This is a genomic window from Heyndrickxia sp. FSL K6-6286 (assembly GCF_038630395.1).
In the GTDB taxonomy this organism is placed as follows: Bacteria; Bacillota; Bacilli; order Bacillales; family Bacillaceae_C; genus Heyndrickxia; species Heyndrickxia oleronia.
In genome coordinates, this window is the sequence record NZ_CP152029.1 from 358,804 (window position 1) to 378,120 (window position 19,317).

At 35.5% G+C, this 19,317-nt stretch carries 20 protein-coding genes; 10 read left to right on the forward strand and 10 right to left on the reverse strand.

Annotation, left to right across the window (positions count from 1 at the left end):
- Nucleotides 1-78: 78 nt before the first annotated feature.
- Nucleotides 79-600 (forward strand): thiol-disulfide oxidoreductase ResA, encoded by a 522-nt coding sequence (gene resA / locus MHI39_RS01985; RefSeq protein WP_180212821.1) that lies wholly within the window; start codon nucleotides 79-81, stop codon nucleotides 598-600.
- Nucleotides 601-848: 248 nt separating this feature from the next.
- Here resA and MHI39_RS01990 read toward each other — a convergent pair whose 3' ends face one another.
- Together MHI39_RS01990 and MHI39_RS01995 are read right to left on the reverse strand one after the other, a co-directional pair.
- Nucleotides 849-1,529, reverse strand: a complete 681-nt coding sequence (locus MHI39_RS01990; RefSeq protein WP_058004196.1) for an ABC transporter permease subunit — start codon at nucleotides 1,527-1,529, stop codon at nucleotides 849-851.
- Nucleotides 1,530-1,553: 24 nt separating this feature from the next.
- Nucleotides 1,554-2,423, reverse strand: coding sequence for a transporter substrate-binding domain-containing protein (locus tag MHI39_RS01995; protein WP_058004195.1), 870 nt, complete (start codon nucleotides 2,421-2,423; stop codon nucleotides 1,554-1,556).
- Between the two features lie 364 nt (nucleotides 2,424-2,787).
- Between MHI39_RS01995 and MHI39_RS02000 the strand changes: the two genes are divergently transcribed.
- The 8 genes from MHI39_RS02000 to MHI39_RS02035 all read left to right on the forward strand — a co-directional run bounded on the left by MHI39_RS02000 (nucleotide 2,788) and on the right by MHI39_RS02035 (nucleotide 9,770).
- Nucleotides 2,788-3,330, forward strand: coding sequence for an XRE family transcriptional regulator (locus MHI39_RS02000; RefSeq protein WP_058004194.1), 543 nt, complete (start codon nucleotides 2,788-2,790; stop codon nucleotides 3,328-3,330).
- 21 nt (nucleotides 3,331-3,351) lie between these two features.
- A complete protein-coding gene (locus MHI39_RS02005; RefSeq protein WP_342540603.1) occupies nucleotides 3,352-4,458 on the forward strand; it encodes an ABC transporter ATP-binding protein in 1,107 nt (368 codons plus the stop codon).
- Nucleotides 4,448-5,248 carry an ABC transporter permease gene (locus MHI39_RS02010; protein ID WP_058004192.1) on the forward strand — a complete coding sequence of 267 codons (801 nt, stop codon included), beginning with the start codon at nucleotides 4,448-4,450 and terminating at the stop codon, nucleotides 5,246-5,248. The genes MHI39_RS02005 and MHI39_RS02010 overlap by 11 nt, the downstream gene beginning before the upstream one ends.
- Before the next feature lies 1 nt (nucleotide 5,249).
- Nucleotides 5,250-6,053 carry an ABC transporter permease gene (locus MHI39_RS02015; RefSeq protein ID WP_058004191.1) on the forward strand — a complete coding sequence of 268 codons (804 nt, stop codon included), beginning with the start codon at nucleotides 5,250-5,252 and terminating at the stop codon, nucleotides 6,051-6,053.
- Nucleotides 6,050-7,123, forward strand: coding sequence for an ABC transporter substrate-binding protein (locus MHI39_RS02020; protein WP_058004190.1), 1,074 nt, complete (start codon nucleotides 6,050-6,052; stop codon nucleotides 7,121-7,123). The genes MHI39_RS02015 and MHI39_RS02020 overlap by 4 nt, the downstream gene beginning before the upstream one ends.
- 153 nt (nucleotides 7,124-7,276) lie before the next feature.
- On the forward strand, nucleotides 7,277-8,236 hold the full coding sequence (locus tag MHI39_RS02025) for a YafY family protein (RefSeq protein ID WP_235849669.1): 960 nt from the start codon (nucleotides 7,277-7,279) through the stop codon (nucleotides 8,234-8,236).
- A 62-nt stretch (nucleotides 8,237-8,298) separates the two neighbouring features.
- Complete coding sequence (locus tag MHI39_RS02030) at nucleotides 8,299-9,048, forward strand: zinc ribbon domain-containing protein (RefSeq protein ID WP_251345553.1); 750 nt, start codon at nucleotides 8,299-8,301, stop codon at nucleotides 9,046-9,048.
- 77 nt (nucleotides 9,049-9,125) lie between these two features.
- The gene (locus MHI39_RS02035) at nucleotides 9,126-9,770 is read left to right on the forward strand and encodes an SDR family oxidoreductase (protein WP_058004186.1); all 645 of its coding nucleotides are present in this window, start codon (nucleotides 9,126-9,128) and stop codon (nucleotides 9,768-9,770) included.
- 47 nt (nucleotides 9,771-9,817) lie between these two features.
- Here the strand turns inward: MHI39_RS02035 and MHI39_RS02040 are convergent, their stop codons facing one another.
- The 7 genes from MHI39_RS02040 to MHI39_RS02070 all read right to left on the reverse strand — a co-directional run bounded on the left by MHI39_RS02040 (nucleotide 9,818) and on the right by MHI39_RS02070 (nucleotide 16,899).
- Entirely contained in the window at nucleotides 9,818-9,976 is a 159-nt protein-coding gene (locus MHI39_RS02040; RefSeq protein ID WP_251345554.1) for a hypothetical protein, read from the reverse strand.
- 104 nt (nucleotides 9,977-10,080) lie between these two features.
- Nucleotides 10,081-10,683 carry a response regulator transcription factor gene (locus tag MHI39_RS02045; RefSeq protein ID WP_071977334.1) on the reverse strand — a complete coding sequence of 201 codons (603 nt, stop codon included), beginning with the start codon at nucleotides 10,681-10,683 and terminating at the stop codon, nucleotides 10,081-10,083.
- Nucleotides 10,680-11,819 (reverse strand): sensor histidine kinase, encoded by a 1,140-nt coding sequence (locus MHI39_RS02050; protein ID WP_342540604.1) that lies wholly within the window; start codon nucleotides 11,817-11,819, stop codon nucleotides 10,680-10,682. The genes MHI39_RS02045 and MHI39_RS02050 overlap by 4 nt, the downstream gene beginning before the upstream one ends.
- Before the next feature lie 6 nt (nucleotides 11,820-11,825).
- A complete protein-coding gene (locus tag MHI39_RS02055) occupies nucleotides 11,826-12,563 on the reverse strand; it encodes an ABC transporter permease (RefSeq protein ID WP_342540605.1) in 738 nt (245 codons plus the stop codon).
- On the reverse strand, nucleotides 12,564-13,463 hold the full coding sequence (locus MHI39_RS02060; protein WP_259548680.1) for an ABC transporter ATP-binding protein: 900 nt from the start codon (nucleotides 13,461-13,463) through the stop codon (nucleotides 12,564-12,566). It lies immediately after the preceding gene.
- 138 nt (nucleotides 13,464-13,601) lie between these two features.
- Nucleotides 13,602-14,594: an NERD domain-containing protein gene (locus MHI39_RS02065; RefSeq protein WP_342540606.1), complete on the reverse strand. Its 993-nt coding sequence runs from the start codon at nucleotides 14,592-14,594 to the stop codon at nucleotides 13,602-13,604.
- A gap of 976 nt (nucleotides 14,595-15,570) precedes the next feature.
- Nucleotides 15,571-16,899, reverse strand: coding sequence for an MFS transporter (locus tag MHI39_RS02070; protein ID WP_342540607.1), 1,329 nt, complete (start codon nucleotides 16,897-16,899; stop codon nucleotides 15,571-15,573).
- 156 nt (nucleotides 16,900-17,055) lie between these two features.
- Here MHI39_RS02070 and MHI39_RS02075 point away from each other — a divergent pair, with 156 nt between their 5' ends.
- A complete protein-coding gene (locus tag MHI39_RS02075; RefSeq protein ID WP_278892435.1) occupies nucleotides 17,056-18,036 on the forward strand; it encodes a ketoacyl-ACP synthase III in 981 nt (326 codons plus the stop codon).
- 74 nt (nucleotides 18,037-18,110) lie between these two features.
- Here the strand turns inward: MHI39_RS02075 and MHI39_RS02080 are convergent, their stop codons facing one another.
- Nucleotides 18,111-19,013: a cation diffusion facilitator family transporter gene (locus MHI39_RS02080; protein ID WP_278892434.1), complete on the reverse strand. Its 903-nt coding sequence runs from the start codon at nucleotides 19,011-19,013 to the stop codon at nucleotides 18,111-18,113.
- Nucleotides 19,014-19,317: the final 304 nt, after the last annotated feature.

A 19,317-nucleotide genomic window follows, 5' to 3' on the forward strand; every position in this document is an offset into this window, starting at 1 on the left:
ACAAACACAAATTTTTTACCTATTCACCTTGTTATCTTATAAGATAATAGTATATACATGTTTTTTAGAGGTGACTTTATGAGTAATAAAAAGAAAAGGCTGATCACTCGGACCATTATTTTAGTCGTCTTACTTGGGGTGGTTGGATTTACCTTATACCAAAATCTTCATAAAGATAAAAAGGTGGCAATTGGGGATAAGGCCCCCAATTTTAAGCTTGAGACACTAGATGGTGAGACATTCCGATTAAAGGATTTAGAGGGGAAAGCGGTTCTAATTAATTTTTGGGGTACATGGTGTGAACCATGTAAACGGGAAATGCCCCTTATTCAGAAGGCATATGAAAAATACCATAAACAAGGATTTGAAGTTGTTTCGATTGATCAGAAAGAAGCGAAATTTATCGTAAATAAATTTATTAAACAATATGGATTAACCTTCCCGGTCATGCAGGATAAGGATTCAAAGGTAAACAATATGTATAATGTTTATAATCTTCCAGCCAGCTTTTTTGTTAATAGAGAGGGAAAAGTTGTGAGAATGGAAGAAGGGGAAATGAAAAAGAAGAATTTAGAAAAATGGATTCATGAAATATTATAGAAATATAGTAAAGGGTGCGTTTCACAACAAGTGATGGCACCCTTTTACATGTTGGCTATTTTCGTAAAGCTTGTTGCTTTTGTGAAAGCCCAATTACCAGCTTTTACACCCAAAAAAGGTTCCAGCGGTTCGTATAGAAGATTGCAGCTTTTTTCTCAGTAAAATGAATGGTTAGCGATTCTAAGCCGATATTTACTAGTTAAAGCTTTACTTACATAGCAACTTTGTTTAAGAAAAGAGCCTACCTATTAAAGATTCTTTACTTCATAACGCTTTTCAAGATAGTTTTGAAGAATCGAGATGATTGAACAGATTCCCCAATAGATTAATGCAGCTACAATATACATGGTCATATAATCGTATTCACGTCCACCAACAATCTTGGCTTTTTGAAAAAGCTCAGGCACGGTAATCATTGCCGCTAATGATGTTCCCTTGATTAAATCAAGATACACATTTGACAAGGGGGGGAGAGCTAATTTCACTGCCTGCGGAAGAATAATTTTCCTCATTGTTTGCCAATAAGTAAAGCCCAGTGAGGAGGCTGCTTCCCATTGTCCTTTATCTACAGAGGCAATTGCAGAGCGATTAATTTCCGCCATATATGCTGCACTGTTTAGACTAAAACCGATGATCGCTGCCGTTACGGCTGTAAATTCAATACCGATCATAGGTAAGCCAAAGTAGAGAATAAATAAAAAAACAAGAATTGGCACCCCACGCATAAATGAAATATATAATCTTGAGGGAAATCGGAAGAGCCACTTGTTTGACATTCGACCTAGTGCAATAAAAAAGCCAAGGATTAAACCCAATAGCATACTTACTAAAGAAATGAGTACGGTATAGCCAATACCTTGCATAACATAAGGAAAGGATTCAATGGCTAATTTGATATCAAATATATACTCCCATTGAATGTTCGCCATATTCCTCTTCCTTTCTAGATGTAATTACTTAAGTTCAACCTCAGGTTGTTTTGTTACATCGGCTCCATCAAAGAATTGTTTGGATAGCTTTGCAATCGTTCCATCATCTAGCATTTCTTGAATGGTTTGATCAATATGTTTCTTTAATTCGTTACTGTTTGCTTTTTTCATGACAATGCTTGTCCCTTTTTCACCAGTTTCGAACTGGAGATCAGGATGAATGGTAATATTTAGATCTGGAAAAGCAGCAATTGCTAGCTTTTGTAAATAATAATCATTAATAATGATATCTGTTCTTCCTGCTGAAACATCTCTTAAGTATTGTTCATTGGTTGCATTATCATAGACTACTTCTTCTGCACCAAATTTTTTTGCTATTTTCATATAGTTTGTTGTTGCTTCACCAGCAGCTTTTTTTCCTTTTATATCATCGACCGTTTTAATTCCGGATAAATCATCTTTTCGTACAATTGCTGTTGCATAAGAAAATTTGTAAGGAGTGGAGAAAGCGAATTTCTTATTTCTACTTGGATCATTTGTTTTATTTATATCATTGGCCGCGATATCGACCTTTCCACTGTTTAAAGAAGTTAGCATCCCATCAAAAGCCATTTCTTTAAAATCTACTTTTAAATCCATTCTTTTAGCCATTTCTCGCACGACTTCTACTTCAAATCCAGTTAATTTATCTGTTTTGGATTCGTGGAAGGATGTTGGATAAAGTGTTCCAGAAGTAGCAACAGTAATCTTTCCTTCCTTCTTAATTTTATCCCAGCTTGACTTTTCCTTCTTTTCCTTTGTGGAATCTCCATTACCACAGGCAGCAGTTACAACAACCAGTGCCAAAACTAAAACAAACATAAATAAGTGCTTAAAAGGATTTCTCTTGTTCATGATGTCCTCCCCAAAATACTGTAATCAGTAAAAACATAGCATTCAACTAGGAATTATGCAATCGCTTTTTCAAAAGGAAAGATAAGACGGAATTTTTAGTAAATCTCGTGGTGGGGTCAGACCCCAAAAGGGACGCTTTGAAAGAAGAAAGCCACTAATGGCAATGTATTTTAAAAGGGGGTCTGACCCCCCATAAAAAGGAAACAACTTTTTTCCTATTTATTTAATAAAATATGAAAGGTTTGGATTGAATTTTTTGTTTGATTATGTATAATGGTCTAGGAAAGTAAACTTTAAGTTTAATATAAGTGAACTTTATTCATTTGTAGTTTACTAATGCTAAACATGAATGAGGGTTATTACAATGCAAATCGGAAAAAAGATTAAAAATTTACGATTAAAAAAAGGATTAACCCAAGAGGAACTTGGTGAGCGTACAGATTTAAGTAAAGGTTATATATCTCAGATTGAACGTGACTTAAGTTCCCCATCTATCGAAACATTTTTTGATATTCTTGAAGTTTTGGGTTGCGCACCAAAGGATTTCTTTGATGAACAAGAATTAGAACAGAAAGTAGTCTATGGAGAACAGGATCAAACCGATTATATAGATGAGGAAAGAGGCTATCAAATTCAGTGGCTTGTTCCGGAGTCAAATGAAAAGGAAATGGAGCCAATTATTTTAACCCTAGAAGAAAAAGGGGAATTTAAAGAATTTGAACCATCTTTATCAGAAACATTTGCTTATGTATTAAGTGGACAAATCATGATTCGGTTAGGTAGACGCGTATACTCCGCAAAAACAGGAGAAGTGATCTATTATCATGCTTCCGAGAAACATCAAATCATCAATGATTCCCCAGGTATCTCCAAATTACTTCTCGTTGCAACAGAGTCTTATTTATAATTTTTAAGGGGGGAGCCCACTATGACTGAAAACACAATTATCCGCTTTGAAGAGGTAACAAAGCAATACGATGATGACCCTGCTGTTCTAAATAGTGTTAGCTTTGAAATTGAACGAGGGAAGTTTTATACACTATTAGGTCCATCTGGGTGTGGAAAAACGACTATTTTACGCTTGATTGCTGGGTTTACAGAGCCGAGCCATGGGAATATTTATTTTAATGGGAAAGTGATTAATCATGTTCCCGCAAATAATCGTCAAGTAAATACTGTTTTTCAAGACTATGCCCTTTTCCCACATTTGAATGTGTTTGAGAACGTAGCCTTTGGCTTGCGTATTAAAAAGATGAAAAATGCCGAAGTTCAACAAAAAGTGAAAGAGGCATTGCGTTTCGTCAATTTGGAAGGCTATGAAACTCGTGAAATTAGAGAAATGTCAGGTGGACAACGCCAGCGTGTTGCAATTGCACGAGCTATCGTCAATGAGCCTGAAGTGATCCTCCTTGATGAACCGTTATCGGCACTAGATTTAAAGCTACGTACTGAAATGCAGTACGAACTTCGTGAGCTACAACGTCGTCTCGGAATTACATTCATCTTTGTTACTCATGATCAGGAAGAAGCTTTAGCAATGTCTGATGAGATATTTGTTTTAAACAAAGGGAAAATCCAACAGAGTGGAACACCAACAGATATTTATGATGAGCCAATTAATCGCTTTGTCGCTGACTTTATTGGTGAATCGAATATTGTACCAGGAAAAATGATTCAGGACTTTGAAGTAGAGTTTGTTGGCAAACAATTTGAGTGTGTCGACCAAGGTTTTGATCCTAATGAATCTGTAGAAATTGTTATTCGACCAGAGGATTTGGAAATTACGAAAAAGGATCAAGGTAAGCTAAAGGTCCGCGTTGATTCCCAATTATTCCGTGGTGTTCATTATGAAATTTGTTGTTATGATGAAGCGGGAAATGAGTGGCTTGTTCATTCAACTAAAAAAGCAGTAGTAGGCGATGAAATAGGACTTTATTTTGACCCAGAGGCGATCCATGTCATGAGATTTGGTGAGACAGAAGAAGAATTTGATAAGCGATTAGAATCATATAATGAGGGCGATCATGCAAACTAAATCACGCAATATATATCTTATTCCGTATGTTCTTTGGATTATTCTATTTGTCGTCGCTCCTATTCTTCTAATCTTGTATTATTCCTTCTTTAATATTGAAGGAGATTTTTCATTCGAAAACTATCGCAAGTTTTTTACACCAGTCTACTTAAAAATGACTCTGAGTTCATTTTGGTATGCGTTTTTAATTACAGCCATTACATTAATTATTTCCTATCCGACTGCATATTTACTAACAAAAACGAAGCATAAGCATCTATGGCTATTGCTGATTATTTTGCCTACGTGGATTAATTTACTGTTAAAAGCCTATGCATTTATTGGAATTTTCGGAACGTATGGTACAGCAAATACATTTTTAGAATGGGTAGGCATTGGAACTAAACAAATATTATTCACTGATTTTAGTTTCCTATTTGTAGCGGTTTATATTTTTATACCTTTTATGATTTTACCGATTTTCAACTCGTTAGAAGAACTGAATCCAACCCTTTTAGATGCTTCGAAGGATTTAGGTGCTTCTCCTTGGACAACGTTTCGTCGCGTGATTTTCCCATTAACGATAGATGGAGTAAAATCTGGATGTCAGGTTGTATTCATCCCTGCATTGTCCCTGTTTATGATTACACGATTAATTGCAGGAAACCGTGTGATAACGCTTGGTACAGCGATTGAACAGCATTTCCTCGTTACACAGGATTGGGGAATGGGGTCAACAATTGCCGTCTTTTTAATTATAGCGATGGCATTATTCATGCTTGTTACAGGAAATAGAAAGAAAGGGGTATAACATGAGAAAAAAAGGAAAAATAGCTAATCTTTATCTAGTCATCATTTTTATTATTTTGTATGCCCCAATCTTCTATTTAATGTATTACTCGTTTAATAGTGGGGGATCCATGCATGACTTTGAAGGTTTTACATTGGAATGGTATAAAGAGGTATTTCACGATACAAGGTTATTAATCATTGTGTTAAATACAGTTGTCATTGCTCTTCTTTCAGCAGCATTGTCTACCATTCTGGGTGTTGTTGGTGCATTGGCTATTTATTTTGTGAGAAAAAGAAGATCAAAAAATACATTATTAACACTGAATAACGTACTAATCGTTAGTCCAGATGTCATTATTGGTGCATCTTTTCTAATTTTGTTTACGATTATTGGTATTAAGCTAGGTTTCTTTTCTGTCTTACTTTCACATATTGCCTTCTGTGTACCTATTGTTGTATTGATGGTATTGCCGAAGCTTCAGGAAATGAGCCCGACACTACTCGATGCTGCACGAGACTTAGGTGCAAGCCGATGGAATGTGCTGACAAAGGTTGTGCTGCCATTTATTACTCCAGGGATTTTTGCTGGGTTTTTTATGGCATTAACCTATTCACTAGATGATTTTGCGGTTACTTTCTTTGTAACGGGAAATGGATTCTCAACATTATCTGTTGAAATTTATTCAAGGGCAAGACAAGGTATTTCTTTATCTATTAATGCATTATCAACCTTGATCTTCTTGTTCACAATCATTCTCGTGATTGGATATTACTATATTAATCAGCGTAATAACCGCCCAAGTGGAATGGGGGTTAAAAAATGAAGCAACTTGTACGAGTGTTTATTATGATTTTTATCGTGTCATTTGCGATTCTATTTTTTATCAATCGAATTAATTCTTCTCAAGGACTTGCCGGTGGGAATACATTAACGGTTTATAACTGGGGAGATTATATTGAACCGAAATTAATAAAGAAATTTGAGAAGGAAACAGGAATTAAAGTCATTTATCAAACCTTCGATTCGAATGAAGCGATGATGACGAAAATTCAGCAAGGTGGAACCACATTTGATGTCGCTGTGCCTTCAGAATATGCGATTGATAAAATGAAGAAAGAAAATTTGCTCTTGCCAATGGATCATTCAAAGCTACCGAACCTGAAATATATTAATCCTCGCTTTTTAGATTTACCGTTTGATGAAGGGAATAAATATTCAATTCCTTATTTTTGGGGAACGGTGGGAATTGTATATAATAAAGAGCTTCTTAATGGAAAGACCATTTCGAGCTGGAATGACTTATGGGATAAAGGACTAAAAAATCAAATACTATTAACAGATGGTGCACGAGAAGTTATTGGAATGGGATTAAATAGTCTGCATTATTCCTTAAATGATACAAATGAGGCACATCTTCAAGAAGCGAAACGTAAGCTAGATTTATTAACACCAAATGTAAAAGCTATTGTTGGAGATGAAATTAAACTATTTTTAGCCAACAATGAAGCTGCCATTGGTGTAGTATGGTCTGGAGAAGCAGCAGGTATTGTAGAAGAGAATGAGGATTTAGACTATGTTGTTCCAAAGGAAGGCTCTAATCTTTGGTTTGATAATATGGTCATTCCTAAAACTGCAAAGAATATTGATGGGGCGCATAAGTTTATTAATTTTATGCTTGATCCAAAAAATGCAGCAGCAAATGCTGAGTACATTGGTTACTCGACGCCAAATGAAAAGGCATTGGATTATTTACCGAAGGAAATATCTGAAGACAAGCGCTTCTATCCAGATTTAGATAAAGCTGAAGGTCTTGAAGTATATGAGAATCTCGGAAAACGAATGCTTGCTCACTATAATGAACTGTTCTTAGAATTTAAAATGCATCGAAAATAGCAGGATAAAAACCGATTTTGGCCATAGCTGAGATCGGTTTTTTTAGTATAATGACTTTCAATAAAATGTCCACTAAAAAACAATTTAGTTTTAACGAAAAAGAAGTTGTTTTAGAAGGAAAACTCATATTTACAAAGAAAAGTGTCATTACAAATGATTTTTGTAGAAGAAAGGAAAATGGTCATGAAATTAGATAGGCTCTTAGCGATTACAATGGTTTTGATCAATCAACGGAGAGTGCAGGCACAAGAGCTAGCAGACATGTTTGAAGTGTCGGTACGAACCATCTATCGTGATATTGAGACACTTAATCAAGCGGGAATCCCAATAGTGACTTATCAAGGGCAAAATGGTGGCATTGGGTTAATTGATGGTTTTAGAATGGATAAAAATGTTTTAACAAGAGATGAATTATCCGCTATTTCTACTGCATTAAAAAGTATTTCTACCTCCTATCAAGATGAACATGCATCAACCATACTGGAAAAAATTAAAGGATTGTCTGACTCCCAACAGCCGCCAGAAACTATTTTTGTAGATTTTAGTCCTTGGGGTGGAAATCCATTGTTAAAGGGAAAAATCACAAGCTTAAAACGGGCAATCGAAGGCTCTTTATGTGTACAATTTTTCTATTCAAATAATTTAGGAGAGAAATCTTATCGGGATGTAGAACCACATACGATTGTTTTGAAAGGCCAATCTTGGTATTTATACGGTTTTTGTTTACATAGAAGAGAATTTAGATTATTTAAGATTCCGAGAATGAAAGATTTGGTATTAAGTGACAAGACATTTTGTAGAAAGGAAGTGCAAGTTGATCAATCTCCTTGGGATAAAGCTTGGTACAATCCAAAAAACGTGATACAGCTTACAATAACCTTTCAAGAAAAACACCAATCCATTATGGAAGAGATGTTTGGAATTGAAAATGTGACAAGGGATGAAAATGGGAGACTCCTTGTCCATACAGAAATGCCTGAGGATGAAGGGATGTACAGTTTTTTACTTAGCTTTTCGGATCGCATTGAAGTACTTGAGCCCTTACATGTAAGGAAAAAACTAAAAGACCTGCTAAAAAACATGATAGATAAATACTTGGATGATAATTATTGAAACATGACATAAAGATGTCAAGTTAGGGTCGATATACTAGGAAAAAAAGGAGGTTGTTAATAATGAATCAAGTATTTTGTCAAAGCTGTGGGATGCCTATGAAGGAGAGCTCTGTTTTTGGAACTGAATTGACGGGGGAAAAGAATAAGGAATTTTGCTTATATTGTTATGAAAATGGGGAGTTTAAGCAACCAAATATGACGATGGAGGAAATGATCCAATTTTGCATCCCATTTATGGTAGAGGAAGGGATGAAAGAGGATGAGGCACTTACTATTTTGCAGAAATCGATGCCATATTTAAAACGTTGGAGGAAAAGTGAGCCGATTTCCGAACCTAAAATAGTCTTAAAAGATGGTTTTACCTTCATGGGAATAAATACAAGAACAATGAATGCAATAGAAGCTACTCCTGAAGGTGTGATCCCATCTATGTGGGAAAAATATTATACAGGGCAAATTGCAGCGCAAATACCAAATCAAGTCAACCCACAACATACAATTGCCCTCTATTCTAACTATGAAAGTGATGTTTCAGGCGAATATGATTTCTCTATTGGAACAGAGGTGGAAGAGCCAAATCAATCTTCAAATTATTTCGTGATCAAAACGATACCGGCATCCAATTATGCTGTATTTACAACTAATCAGGGGAAAATCACTGAAATTGTTCCGATGGCATGGATAGATATTTGGAAATGGTTCGAAACTTCTGGTGTAGAACGCACATATACAGGTGATTTTGAACTGTATGATGAGAGATGCGTTGATCCCGACCAAGCAGTGGTAGATATATATATAGCGATTAAATAATCGGTTGATTTGTAAACTGATTTCTCTTCTGAAATAATAAAAGAAATAGATTATTTCAATGAAGGGAGCTAAAGTAAATGAAAGTATTTGTTGTCGGAGCAAATGGACAAATTGGTCGACACCTTATTCAAAAGCTCAAGAAGAATGAAGAACATACACCAAAGGCAATGGTAAGAAATGAAGCGCAGTCTCTCCAATTAAAGAATGAGGGAATTGAGACAGTAATCGCGAATCTCGAAGATAAGGTGGAGACAATAGCAGATGCCATAAAAGGCTGTGATGCAATCGTCTTTACGGCAGGCTCTGGGGGGAAAACGGGTGCCGACAAGACCTTACTGATAGATTTGGATGGAGCAGTGAAAACAATGGAAGCTGCAGAAAAGGTAGGAATTAAACGTTTTATTATTGTCAGTGCTCTACAAGCACATCACCGTGAAAATTGGAATGAATCAATTAAACCATATTATGTAGCAAAGCACTATGCTGATCGGGTATTAGTTTCCAGTAATTTAGATTACACAATCATTCGTCCTGGTGGATTGTTAAATGATCCAGGTACAGGGAAGGTCTCAATTGCAGAAAACCTACAGAGAGGAGCTATTTCTCGAGAGGATGTTGCTGAACTGATCATCGCTTGTCTTAATGAAAAGAATACATTAAGACGTTCATTTGATGTAGTAGCAGGTGAAACACCAATTAATGTGGCAATCAAACAACTATAGGTGGAAAGGTGGGCTATCATGCGTGGTATAGCCCACCTTTCCTTTATTCACCGATTATTTGTATATCGATGATCTCCCATTTTTAAAGTAGGACCTTTATCTATTTTATTTATCCTGCTCTTCTTTCCCTTTTGTTTCTGATCTCGATAATCCAAAATCCAAGCAATTGATACGACCATAATTATGGCGGCAATGAGCCAAAGCATTCACTCCACCTCCAAATGCATTTGTTCAAAAAGTTTCCCAAGTGATACTGGGTTAGGCACCTATAATAGAATATGCATAATAAGAGGTAAATGTTTCTTTCATGTTAGATCCAACCCTTGTTTTGAGCGATAGTAATGGCTTCCATTCTATTTTTTGCTTCTAATTTTTGAATGATTTCAGAAATATAGTTACGTACTGTTCCTGAGGACAAGAAAAGAGCGGCCATAATTTCCTTTGTTGTTTTTCCTTCGGCTGCTAATTTTAAAATTTCTTGTTCACGAGGTGTTAAAGGATTTTCTTCTCTAATGAGATCAAACATCAATTCTTGACTATACATTCGTTTTCCTGAAATCACCTGGCGAATGGCATCGGATAGATCCTCAATGGAACTATCTTTAAGTAAATAACCATCAATACCAATTTTAATCGCACGTTCAAAATAACCGGGTCGTGCAAAGGTCGTTAATATGATGATTTTAGTTGGATTGTTTATTTTTTTTAGAGCTTCTGCCACATCCAAACCACTTTTTACGGGCATTTCAATATCCATCAGACAGATATCTGGATCCAACTTTAAAATAGAGGAAAGTGCTTCTTCACCATTTGTAGCTTGACCAATAACCTCCATATCTTCCTCAAGATTTAGTAATGATCCGAGTGCTCCGAGCAACATCCGTTGATCTTCTGCGATAAAGATTCGTATCAAACGACAGCACCTTCCTTCTCTAATTTTTTGATAATAGGTATCTGTAATTCTAGGCTCGTTCCTTTTTGATGTGAGAGTAGTAGAATGCCATCAATAAGAGAAAGTCGTTCCTCCATGCCTTTTAAGCCATTCCCATTTTCATTTTTATTGTTTAATCCAATTCCATCATCTTTAACGATAAAGCGAAGGCTATCTGTAGTAGATTGGATTGTAATGGAACAGTTCTTTGCTTTACTATGTTTGACAACATTTGTTACAGCTTCCTTTAAACACATGCTAATGATATTTTGCGTCAATGGAGGGATGTTAGATAAGTCAGTTAAACCCTCGTGATGGTAGGCAATTCCTGCCGCTTGTAATATTTCTTGAACTTGAATGAGTTCCTCCGCAATCGTAATGGCGCGCATGCTAGTTACAAGCTCACGTACTTGTTTAAGAGCAGATCTTGATGTTTTTTCTATTTCCTTTGCTTCTATTTGTGCTCTTTCTGGATCGATTTTAGTCAATTTTTCTACAAGCTGACTCTTTAATGTAATAAGGGATAAGGTATGCCCGAGTGTATCATGTAGATCACGGGCAATACGTGTCCGTTCCTCCCGTTTAACCAACTCTTTAATCTTTTCATTTGCTTGATCTAACTGCTTTTCAAGCTCCATCCGCTTATTCATGGAACGAATGCCAAATGGAGATAAGATCATAATCACTAAAAACGGCAAAATGTAGAGAGTATTCGTTGAAAAGAATAGACCGTGATAGAAAGCCGGTATTAACTCCATTAAGATAAAACTAATAAGTGCAATCTTAAATTTCTTTTTATCAAAATACCATCCAATAAAATTAGCTGGAAAGAACCCCATGAATAATAGGTTAGGATCATAAAACATACTAAACAAAAATACAATTGCCATTTGTATGGCTAAACAGTAGGAAAAAGCAACAACATTAGAAACTGAAAAGTATAGCTGACGATAGGTGAATAAAAATATACCTAGAAGAATAAATCCAATGATTCTCCTTAAACCAGTTTCGCCAGCTATATAAAAGACAGGAAGAGCTAAATACACAAGAAACATGTAAGGGAAAAAACCATATCTCTTAGGGAATATCTGAAACCTTAAGCTTTTTAATTGAATCATTCATGATCACACCGCTTCTTGTTTTCTTCTTATATATTTTGATAGTAGCATGAAAGCGACAAAATAACAGAATAAAACGAGAATATTTTTCCATTCTGGCAAATTTCCTTGAACAATTTGCCATGCACCATTTCCATAATTATAGGAAGGAAGCCATTTTCCGATAGCTTGCATCATTTTGGGCATAATCTCCATTGGCATCCACATACCACCTGAAACGGCTAAAACCATATAAAGAACATTACTAATCCCGGATGCTGTTTCAACTTTATTCATTGATCCAATAATCGTACCAAATGCTAGAAAAGGAATCGAGCCAACTAAGATCCATAGTCCACTCATTACCCATTCAAATAAAGTTAAAGAAACGCCATTAATAATCGCTCCTGCGATAAAAATAACACAAATTGAAAGAATGTGGATCACTGTTTGACCAATCATTTGTCCAAAGAAATAGACAGAATCAGGCAGTGGCGTCAACCTCATAAAGGTGGACCATCCTTGCGATTTTTCTTGCACAATCCTGATTCCTAAGGTCATAATTGATGAACCCATGACACTAAAGGCAGTCATTGACATTAAATAATGTGCATGCCATGCTTCAGCATCAGGTGCTCCAGTATTGACGACCTTTGTAAAAATGAAATAGAATACGATTGGCATTAAAAGGGACCAAAAAACAAAATAGGGATTTCGCAACACCCTTAATATTTCAGCTTTACATTGTAACCATATCAGTCTCATTTAAATGACCTCCTTATGCTCAGTTGTTAGTTGTTCAAATGCTTCTTCCAATTTTCCTCGTTCAATTTGTATATGATGAGCCCCAATATTTTCTGAAAACAAGAGGGCTAATACTGCATCCGTATCATCTGTTTGAACATATACTCGATCATTTTTTTCAAAAATAGCAGTTATAACGGAATGTCCATAAAGCTTATTAATTGATCCAGAAGTAGTGTGGAATGAAACAAATTGTTTCGTCAGTCTTGCTTTTATTTCTATTGGAGTACCGTCAGCAATAATACTTCCGTTATTGAATAAAATAATCCTTTCCGCCACATCATCAGCTTCTTGAAGATAATGAGTAGTAAAAATAATCGTTTTGCCTTTCTTAGATAACGTCTGAATCGTTTTCCAGAAACGGTTTCGTGAAGAAATATCCATTCCGACAGTTGGTTCATCTAAAATAATTAGCTCTGGATTTCCGGAAAGAGCGAGTGCAAAACTTACACGCCGCTTTTGACCACCCGATAATTTTTCCGCGCGTGTTTTTAAATCATTTTCAGTTAAACCCGTTAAAGCAATCACTTCTTCTAGTGAGAGTGGCTTGGGATAGTACTGTCTGACTAAATCAAGTAATTCTCGTACCTTTAGCCCCTGCATGACACTTACTTCTTGGAGCATAATCCCCAGTTTTTCTCGTACGCTTTTATCATCTGGATTTTGATTAAACAAACGAACCTCTCCAGAAGTAGGCTTCAGTAGACCGAGCATCATCGAAATAGTTGTTGTTTTTCCAGCCCCATTTGGTCCCAGTATGGCAACGATCTCTCCTTTATTTATTGAGAAAGAAGCTTCTTTTACCGCATGCTTATCCTGAAAGGCTTTTGAAACCTGATTGACATTGACAATTTCATTCATTGATAATGCACCTCCGTAACTTATAGTCTTAGTTTAAAAAATATAATGAGATGCTTTTAGTAAGGAATGTCATGTTTATGAGATGACAAATGTCATTTTTTATATATCCAGGAAGTAGTTAGGATTGGCATTCATCTATTAAAAACCATATTGTTCTTGGAAATATGCTGGAGTGGGGAGTAAATATTTTTTTCCACCATCATTACCTTTGGAGGGTAGCTTCATGGATGATAAAAGTCGGTGTACAAGACTGGGATTAGATAAATCAAGAAAGTCTTGGCAACTTTTATTTGTAATGGAAGGTTCTATTAAAAGGAGATAATCAAGAATAGCTTGTTTATGTACTTCTTTAGAACTTGTATGGCAGCGTGAACATACCCATTTTCCGTGTTTTCGAACCATTTTAAAGGCTCGACAAACTGGACAACATACCCCCTTTATAATCTCGTCCTTGTAAATGTCAAAAATCTCATTAGAATTTGGTACCTCGGGTTTATGCTGTTCAAGTAATAGTTGTGAGACCTTCTGTAGATGATGATTTTTAAGTTTGTTTTGTTTATGTCTCTGATGGAGTTCCGCCATTTTGGAAATGATTTTTTCGGAGTGAAGAACCTTTTCATAGATATGAAGATTATCAGAAGCTGTTTTAATTTGTGTGGTTGAATGGCTAATAATAACAATGTGTTCAATTGGGACATTTGGAATGTTGTAATGTTTTAGAAACCGATCAAACAGTATATGATGTCGTTGTACCTGAAAAATTGGATTAGGGAATGTTTCCTCCTTATTTTGATAAATTCTTATTAATTGATCAGAATGTTTTTCGAAAAGTAATATTCCTGAATAATTTTTTACTTCGATAATGAGAATAAATGAGGGAGTTAGAATAAGGGTATCAATTTGGAAGGTTTTATCTTCAAATGGTAAACGGAGTCCAAAAAAAATTTTTTGATTTTGGGGAGGTAAAAATCCTAAATGATAGAGAAGATTTTGCTCACCACGATACCCCACTTTACGTCTAGTTAAATCTTCCTCAATCATAGCTAATTTAGGATGAGTAGGTCGAAGACGCCTTAATAAGGCAACATCCATTAATAATTTGTATGGAATGGTTAACTCTTTAACAATCATAAAATCACTCCTTTTACTGTTAGATTAATATTCTATTAGGTCCCAAAAAAATCCTTCTTTGAGAGGGAATATTTGTGAAACTGTATTGTTTATTTATATGTAAAGCCATTAAAAAGAAGGATGAAACCAAACAAAAAAGAAGAAGCACCCGTAAAATAGGTTATAAAACCTATCAGTACGAATAGGACCTCGCGAAAAAAGAGAGAGACCAACGAAAAAGAAGGATGAACCAAACAAAAAATAAGAAGAACCTGATAAAAAAGTTCTAAAACCTAACATTATCAATAAGACCTCACAAAAAAAGAGAGAAACCAATGAAAAGGAAAGATAAACCAAACAAAAAGGAAGGAGAACCTGATAAAAAAGTTACAAAACGCATCAATATAAATAGGACCTGACAAAAAAAGAGAGAAACCAATGAAAAGGAAAGATAAACCAAACAAAAAAGAAGAGGAACCTGATAAAAAAGTTCTAAAACCTACCAATCTGAATAGAACCTGACAAAAAAAGAAAGAGACCAATGAAAAAGAAGGATGAACCAAACAAAAAAGAAGGAGAACCTGATAAAAAAGTTCTAAAACCTACCAATCTGAATAGAACCTGACAAAAAAAGAGAGAGACCAACGAAAAAGAAGGATAAACCAAACAAAAAAGAAGAAGAACCTGATAAAAAAGTTCTAAAACCTACCAATCTGAATAGAACCTGACAAAAAAAGAGAGAAACCTACGAAAAAGAAGGATAAACCAAACAGAAAAGAAGGAAAACCTATTAAAAAAGTTATAAAACCAATCAATCCTAATAGGACCTGACAAAAAAAGAGAGAAAACCTGATAAAAAGGTTACAGTACCCATTATTTTCAACGAATCCCCTCAAAAAGTAAACTTAATCCCACAAAAAATACTCTCCAACTGATCAATTCCAAAAGTCCGAACAAAAAAGTTCACTTGTCATATCAAGTGAACTATCAAACTTTCCTAATTTTTGACAGGTTTAACTTTAAATAGTACCAATATTCCTATGAACGTCATAATAATAAGAGATCCCATTGCTAAGCGACTGGCTAAATTTCCGTAACCTGCAAAAATCCAGGTGATCGATCCATACAATAGGGGACCAAGTATGGATGAAACCTTTCCAGAGAAGGCGAATAGTCCAAAGAATTGCCCACGCTTGTTTTCTGGACTGAGTTCAACAATATAGGTTCTTGAGGTGACCCACATAGCACCAAGACTCACTCCAAACATACTTCCGGCAACCCAAAACATTGATTTTGCTGTGGCAATACTTCCAACAAGTAGAGCTAAACACATTAATATCCCAACATAGAGTACGGCCCGTTTAGTACCATGAGCTTTTGTAATAAATCCAAATATAAATGACCCAATAATACTGGATACGGTGGAGACTAAATACAGTAAAATAAATTCGCCTGTTGTAAATCCTACGACAGCCTTCGTATAAATGGCCATCATAGCAATAGCTGTTGCAATCGCGTCATTTAAGAAAAAGTATGAAATCATAAATGTAAAGACTGGTTTGTAATTCTTCATTTCTTTAAAGGTAGCAATGATGTCTTTATAACCTGATAAAAAACTTGCATGATCAGGTTTTTGTATGACTTTTTTATCTTTAGAAAAAAAGAATAGAGGTAATGCGAATAGAAAGAATAATGCCCCTGTGAGTAAAAATGCAATATGGTACCCATCATCTCCGACAAAAGGATATACGCCTAAACCAAGTAATGTCCCAATATATCCTACCGCTACACCAAATCCAGATATTAAAGGTATTTGCGACTTAGGAGCTAAATCGGAAATCATTGAATCGTAAAAGACGAGGCTAGAATGATAAAAGAACTTTGCAATGACAAAAGAAATAATAACAAGAATCAGTGAGATAGGAAGATTAAACAATTGACCGGGTACTTGATAATAAGCAAATACCCCCATTGATAAGGTACCGATTACGGTGATTAACGTAAACCAGACAATCCAACTTTTCTTTTTTCCGGTTCGATCAATAGTTGTTCCGAAAAGTGGTGAAAAGATAACTAAGAAAAAGCTTGCTGCTGCATTCGCGTAAGAAATAAACGTACTAGCAATTTGATTCATTACCGCATTTCCACCAACTGCATGCTCAAGAAATAATGGGAAAAAGATGGTGTTGATATTGGAGGAAAATATCGTATTAGCAAAATCGTATAAGGCCCAAGACAAAATCGGTAGTGATAAAAATAATTTCCATGTAGATAATGGTCGATCAGGATGAGTATCTATTTGTTTCGCCTGATGACTCTGAATCATTCGTTCACCTTCTTTCAATTGATAATGTGTTCATTCCATGTATATTGGAAAAAACCCTTTTTATTTACACAAACTTTACAAACAAATTTGACATAATTAATACCAGGTACTAATATTAGATAATAATATTAGGTGTTAGAAAAGGGGAGGATTAAAATGAAGTCAACGGCAAGAATTACAGCAATTGGAACTTATGTGCCAAAGAAGAAACTAACCAATGCTGATTTAGAAAAGTTAGTAGATACGAATGATGAATGGATTGTCCAAAGGACTGGTATGAAAGAAAGAAGAATATCAGAGGAGAATGAATTCGCTTCATCATTAGCATTTAAAGCGATTGAAAATTTAGCGGAAAACTACCAAAAGAATATTCAAGACATTGACTTCATCATCGTCTCTACAACGACAGCTGATTACGCTTTTCCGAGTGTAGCTTGTCAAATTCAAGATCATTTCCATATTCCACAAACAGGTGCCATCGATTTAAACGCCACATGTGCAGGATTTACTTATGCCTTACATGTAGCGAATGGTTTGATTACTTCAGGTCTACATCGGAAAGTCTTGGTGGTGGCAACTGAAACATTAACGAAAGTAACAGATTATCAGGATCGCTCGACATGTATTTTATTTGGGGATGGTGCTGCAGCTGCTTTAGTTGAATTTGACGAGGTAAATCCTAGCTTTATTGGAAGTCACCTTGGTACGAATGGTGATGGAGGGCAAAATGTCTATCGAACGCATCTATCGACAACAATGCACGGGCAGGAGCTGATCGATAGTAAGAAGATGGTGCAGAACGGGAGAGAAGTCTATAAATGGGTTGCTCGAACATTACCAGAAGGAATCGAGCAATTATTGGAAAAAAACAGCATGTCGCTAAATGAGGTAGACTGGTTCATCCCGCACAGTGCGAACCTTAGAATGATCGAAACTGTATGTGATAGAACAGGAATATCGCTGGAGAAGACATTAACTAGTATGCAATACTTTGGAAACACATCATCCGTTTCTATTCCTTTAGCATTGGATTTAGCTATAAAAGAAGGAAAAGTAAAGAACGGAGAGACTCTTTTAATGTACGGATTTGGTGGAGGACTCACACATGCAGGTCTCTTAATAAAATGGAATCTCTAGAAGAAATAAGGACTACAGACGGGCTGTCTAAAAGGTAAAGAGGGTAGACCTCAGTATAGACAGCTTCGTCTTACTTATTCTTTTTCCTCATTCGTGTAATAAGGATTTAAATGAATAAGCACCTCTTGAATATTATCGTAGTTGCTCATCAGTGCGTGTTTAATTTCTCTAGCAAGATCATGACCTTCCTTTATTGTTTTACTATGATCAACAGAAATTCTCAAATCAACAAGAATATAGTGGCCATGGTCTCTAGCACGGATTTTATCGATTCGTTTGACATCCTTAAATGTAGAAATAATGGTTACAAAATCTTGGAGTGTATCCATATCAATATTTCTTTCTAAAAGGATATTAAATGCCTCACTGAGTAATTCCTTTGAAATGTTAAAGATTAAATATGCAACAAAGATACTGGCTACCTTATCACCATAAAGTAAAATCGTAATATCAGTTTTTTCTCCAATAACCGATAATAATACCCCTATGGCTGCAGCAATCGAAGCAACTATATCCGCTTTATGATCAAATGCTATGGCTTCAATCGCTTTACTATTATGAGCTTTAGCTACTTTCATAGAGGAACGATATAAGAATTCCTTAAACAGATAAGAAAAGATTGCAACATACATTGCTAGAATATTAGGTGTCTCTATTGGGTGGAAGAAGCCACTAATTCCTTCATAAACAATATAAAGGGCTACTAACAACAATAAAATACCAACAATTCCAGATACAATGACTTCTGCTTTTCCGTGTCCATATGGGTGTTCTTTATCTGCAGGTTTGTTTGCAATTTTAATAACTAATAGAACAATGACAGAGGCGAACACATCAGCAGCAGAGTGGATTCCATCAGCAAATACGGCATCACTATGTGCATACCAGCCTATAATCATTTTCCCTAAGGTTAAGAGGATATTACTCCATACACTAATCCATGCAATTTTTTTAGCAATGGCTTCCCTTTTCCCCAATGTAAAACACCCCAATCAAAAAAAACGGTCTTTTGTAACTTTTTAACGTTGCCTTTGTATCATAACAAACGCAGTGTTGGTGGGTCTAGAGAAAGATAGTTGAGTGAATCTACGGTTTTAATCATGAACTAAAAATGTTTCCTTCACGAAAAACAATACCAAATTAGTATGTGTCTTTTTCCAAATTTTTATAATAAATCTCTTTACTTAAGCTCCGCTCGTTTCCGTGAAAAGAATAACAAACATTAACATTACTTTTTGTAACCATCATAGTACTCCAAAAAAACTTCGATTTGTGCTTTTT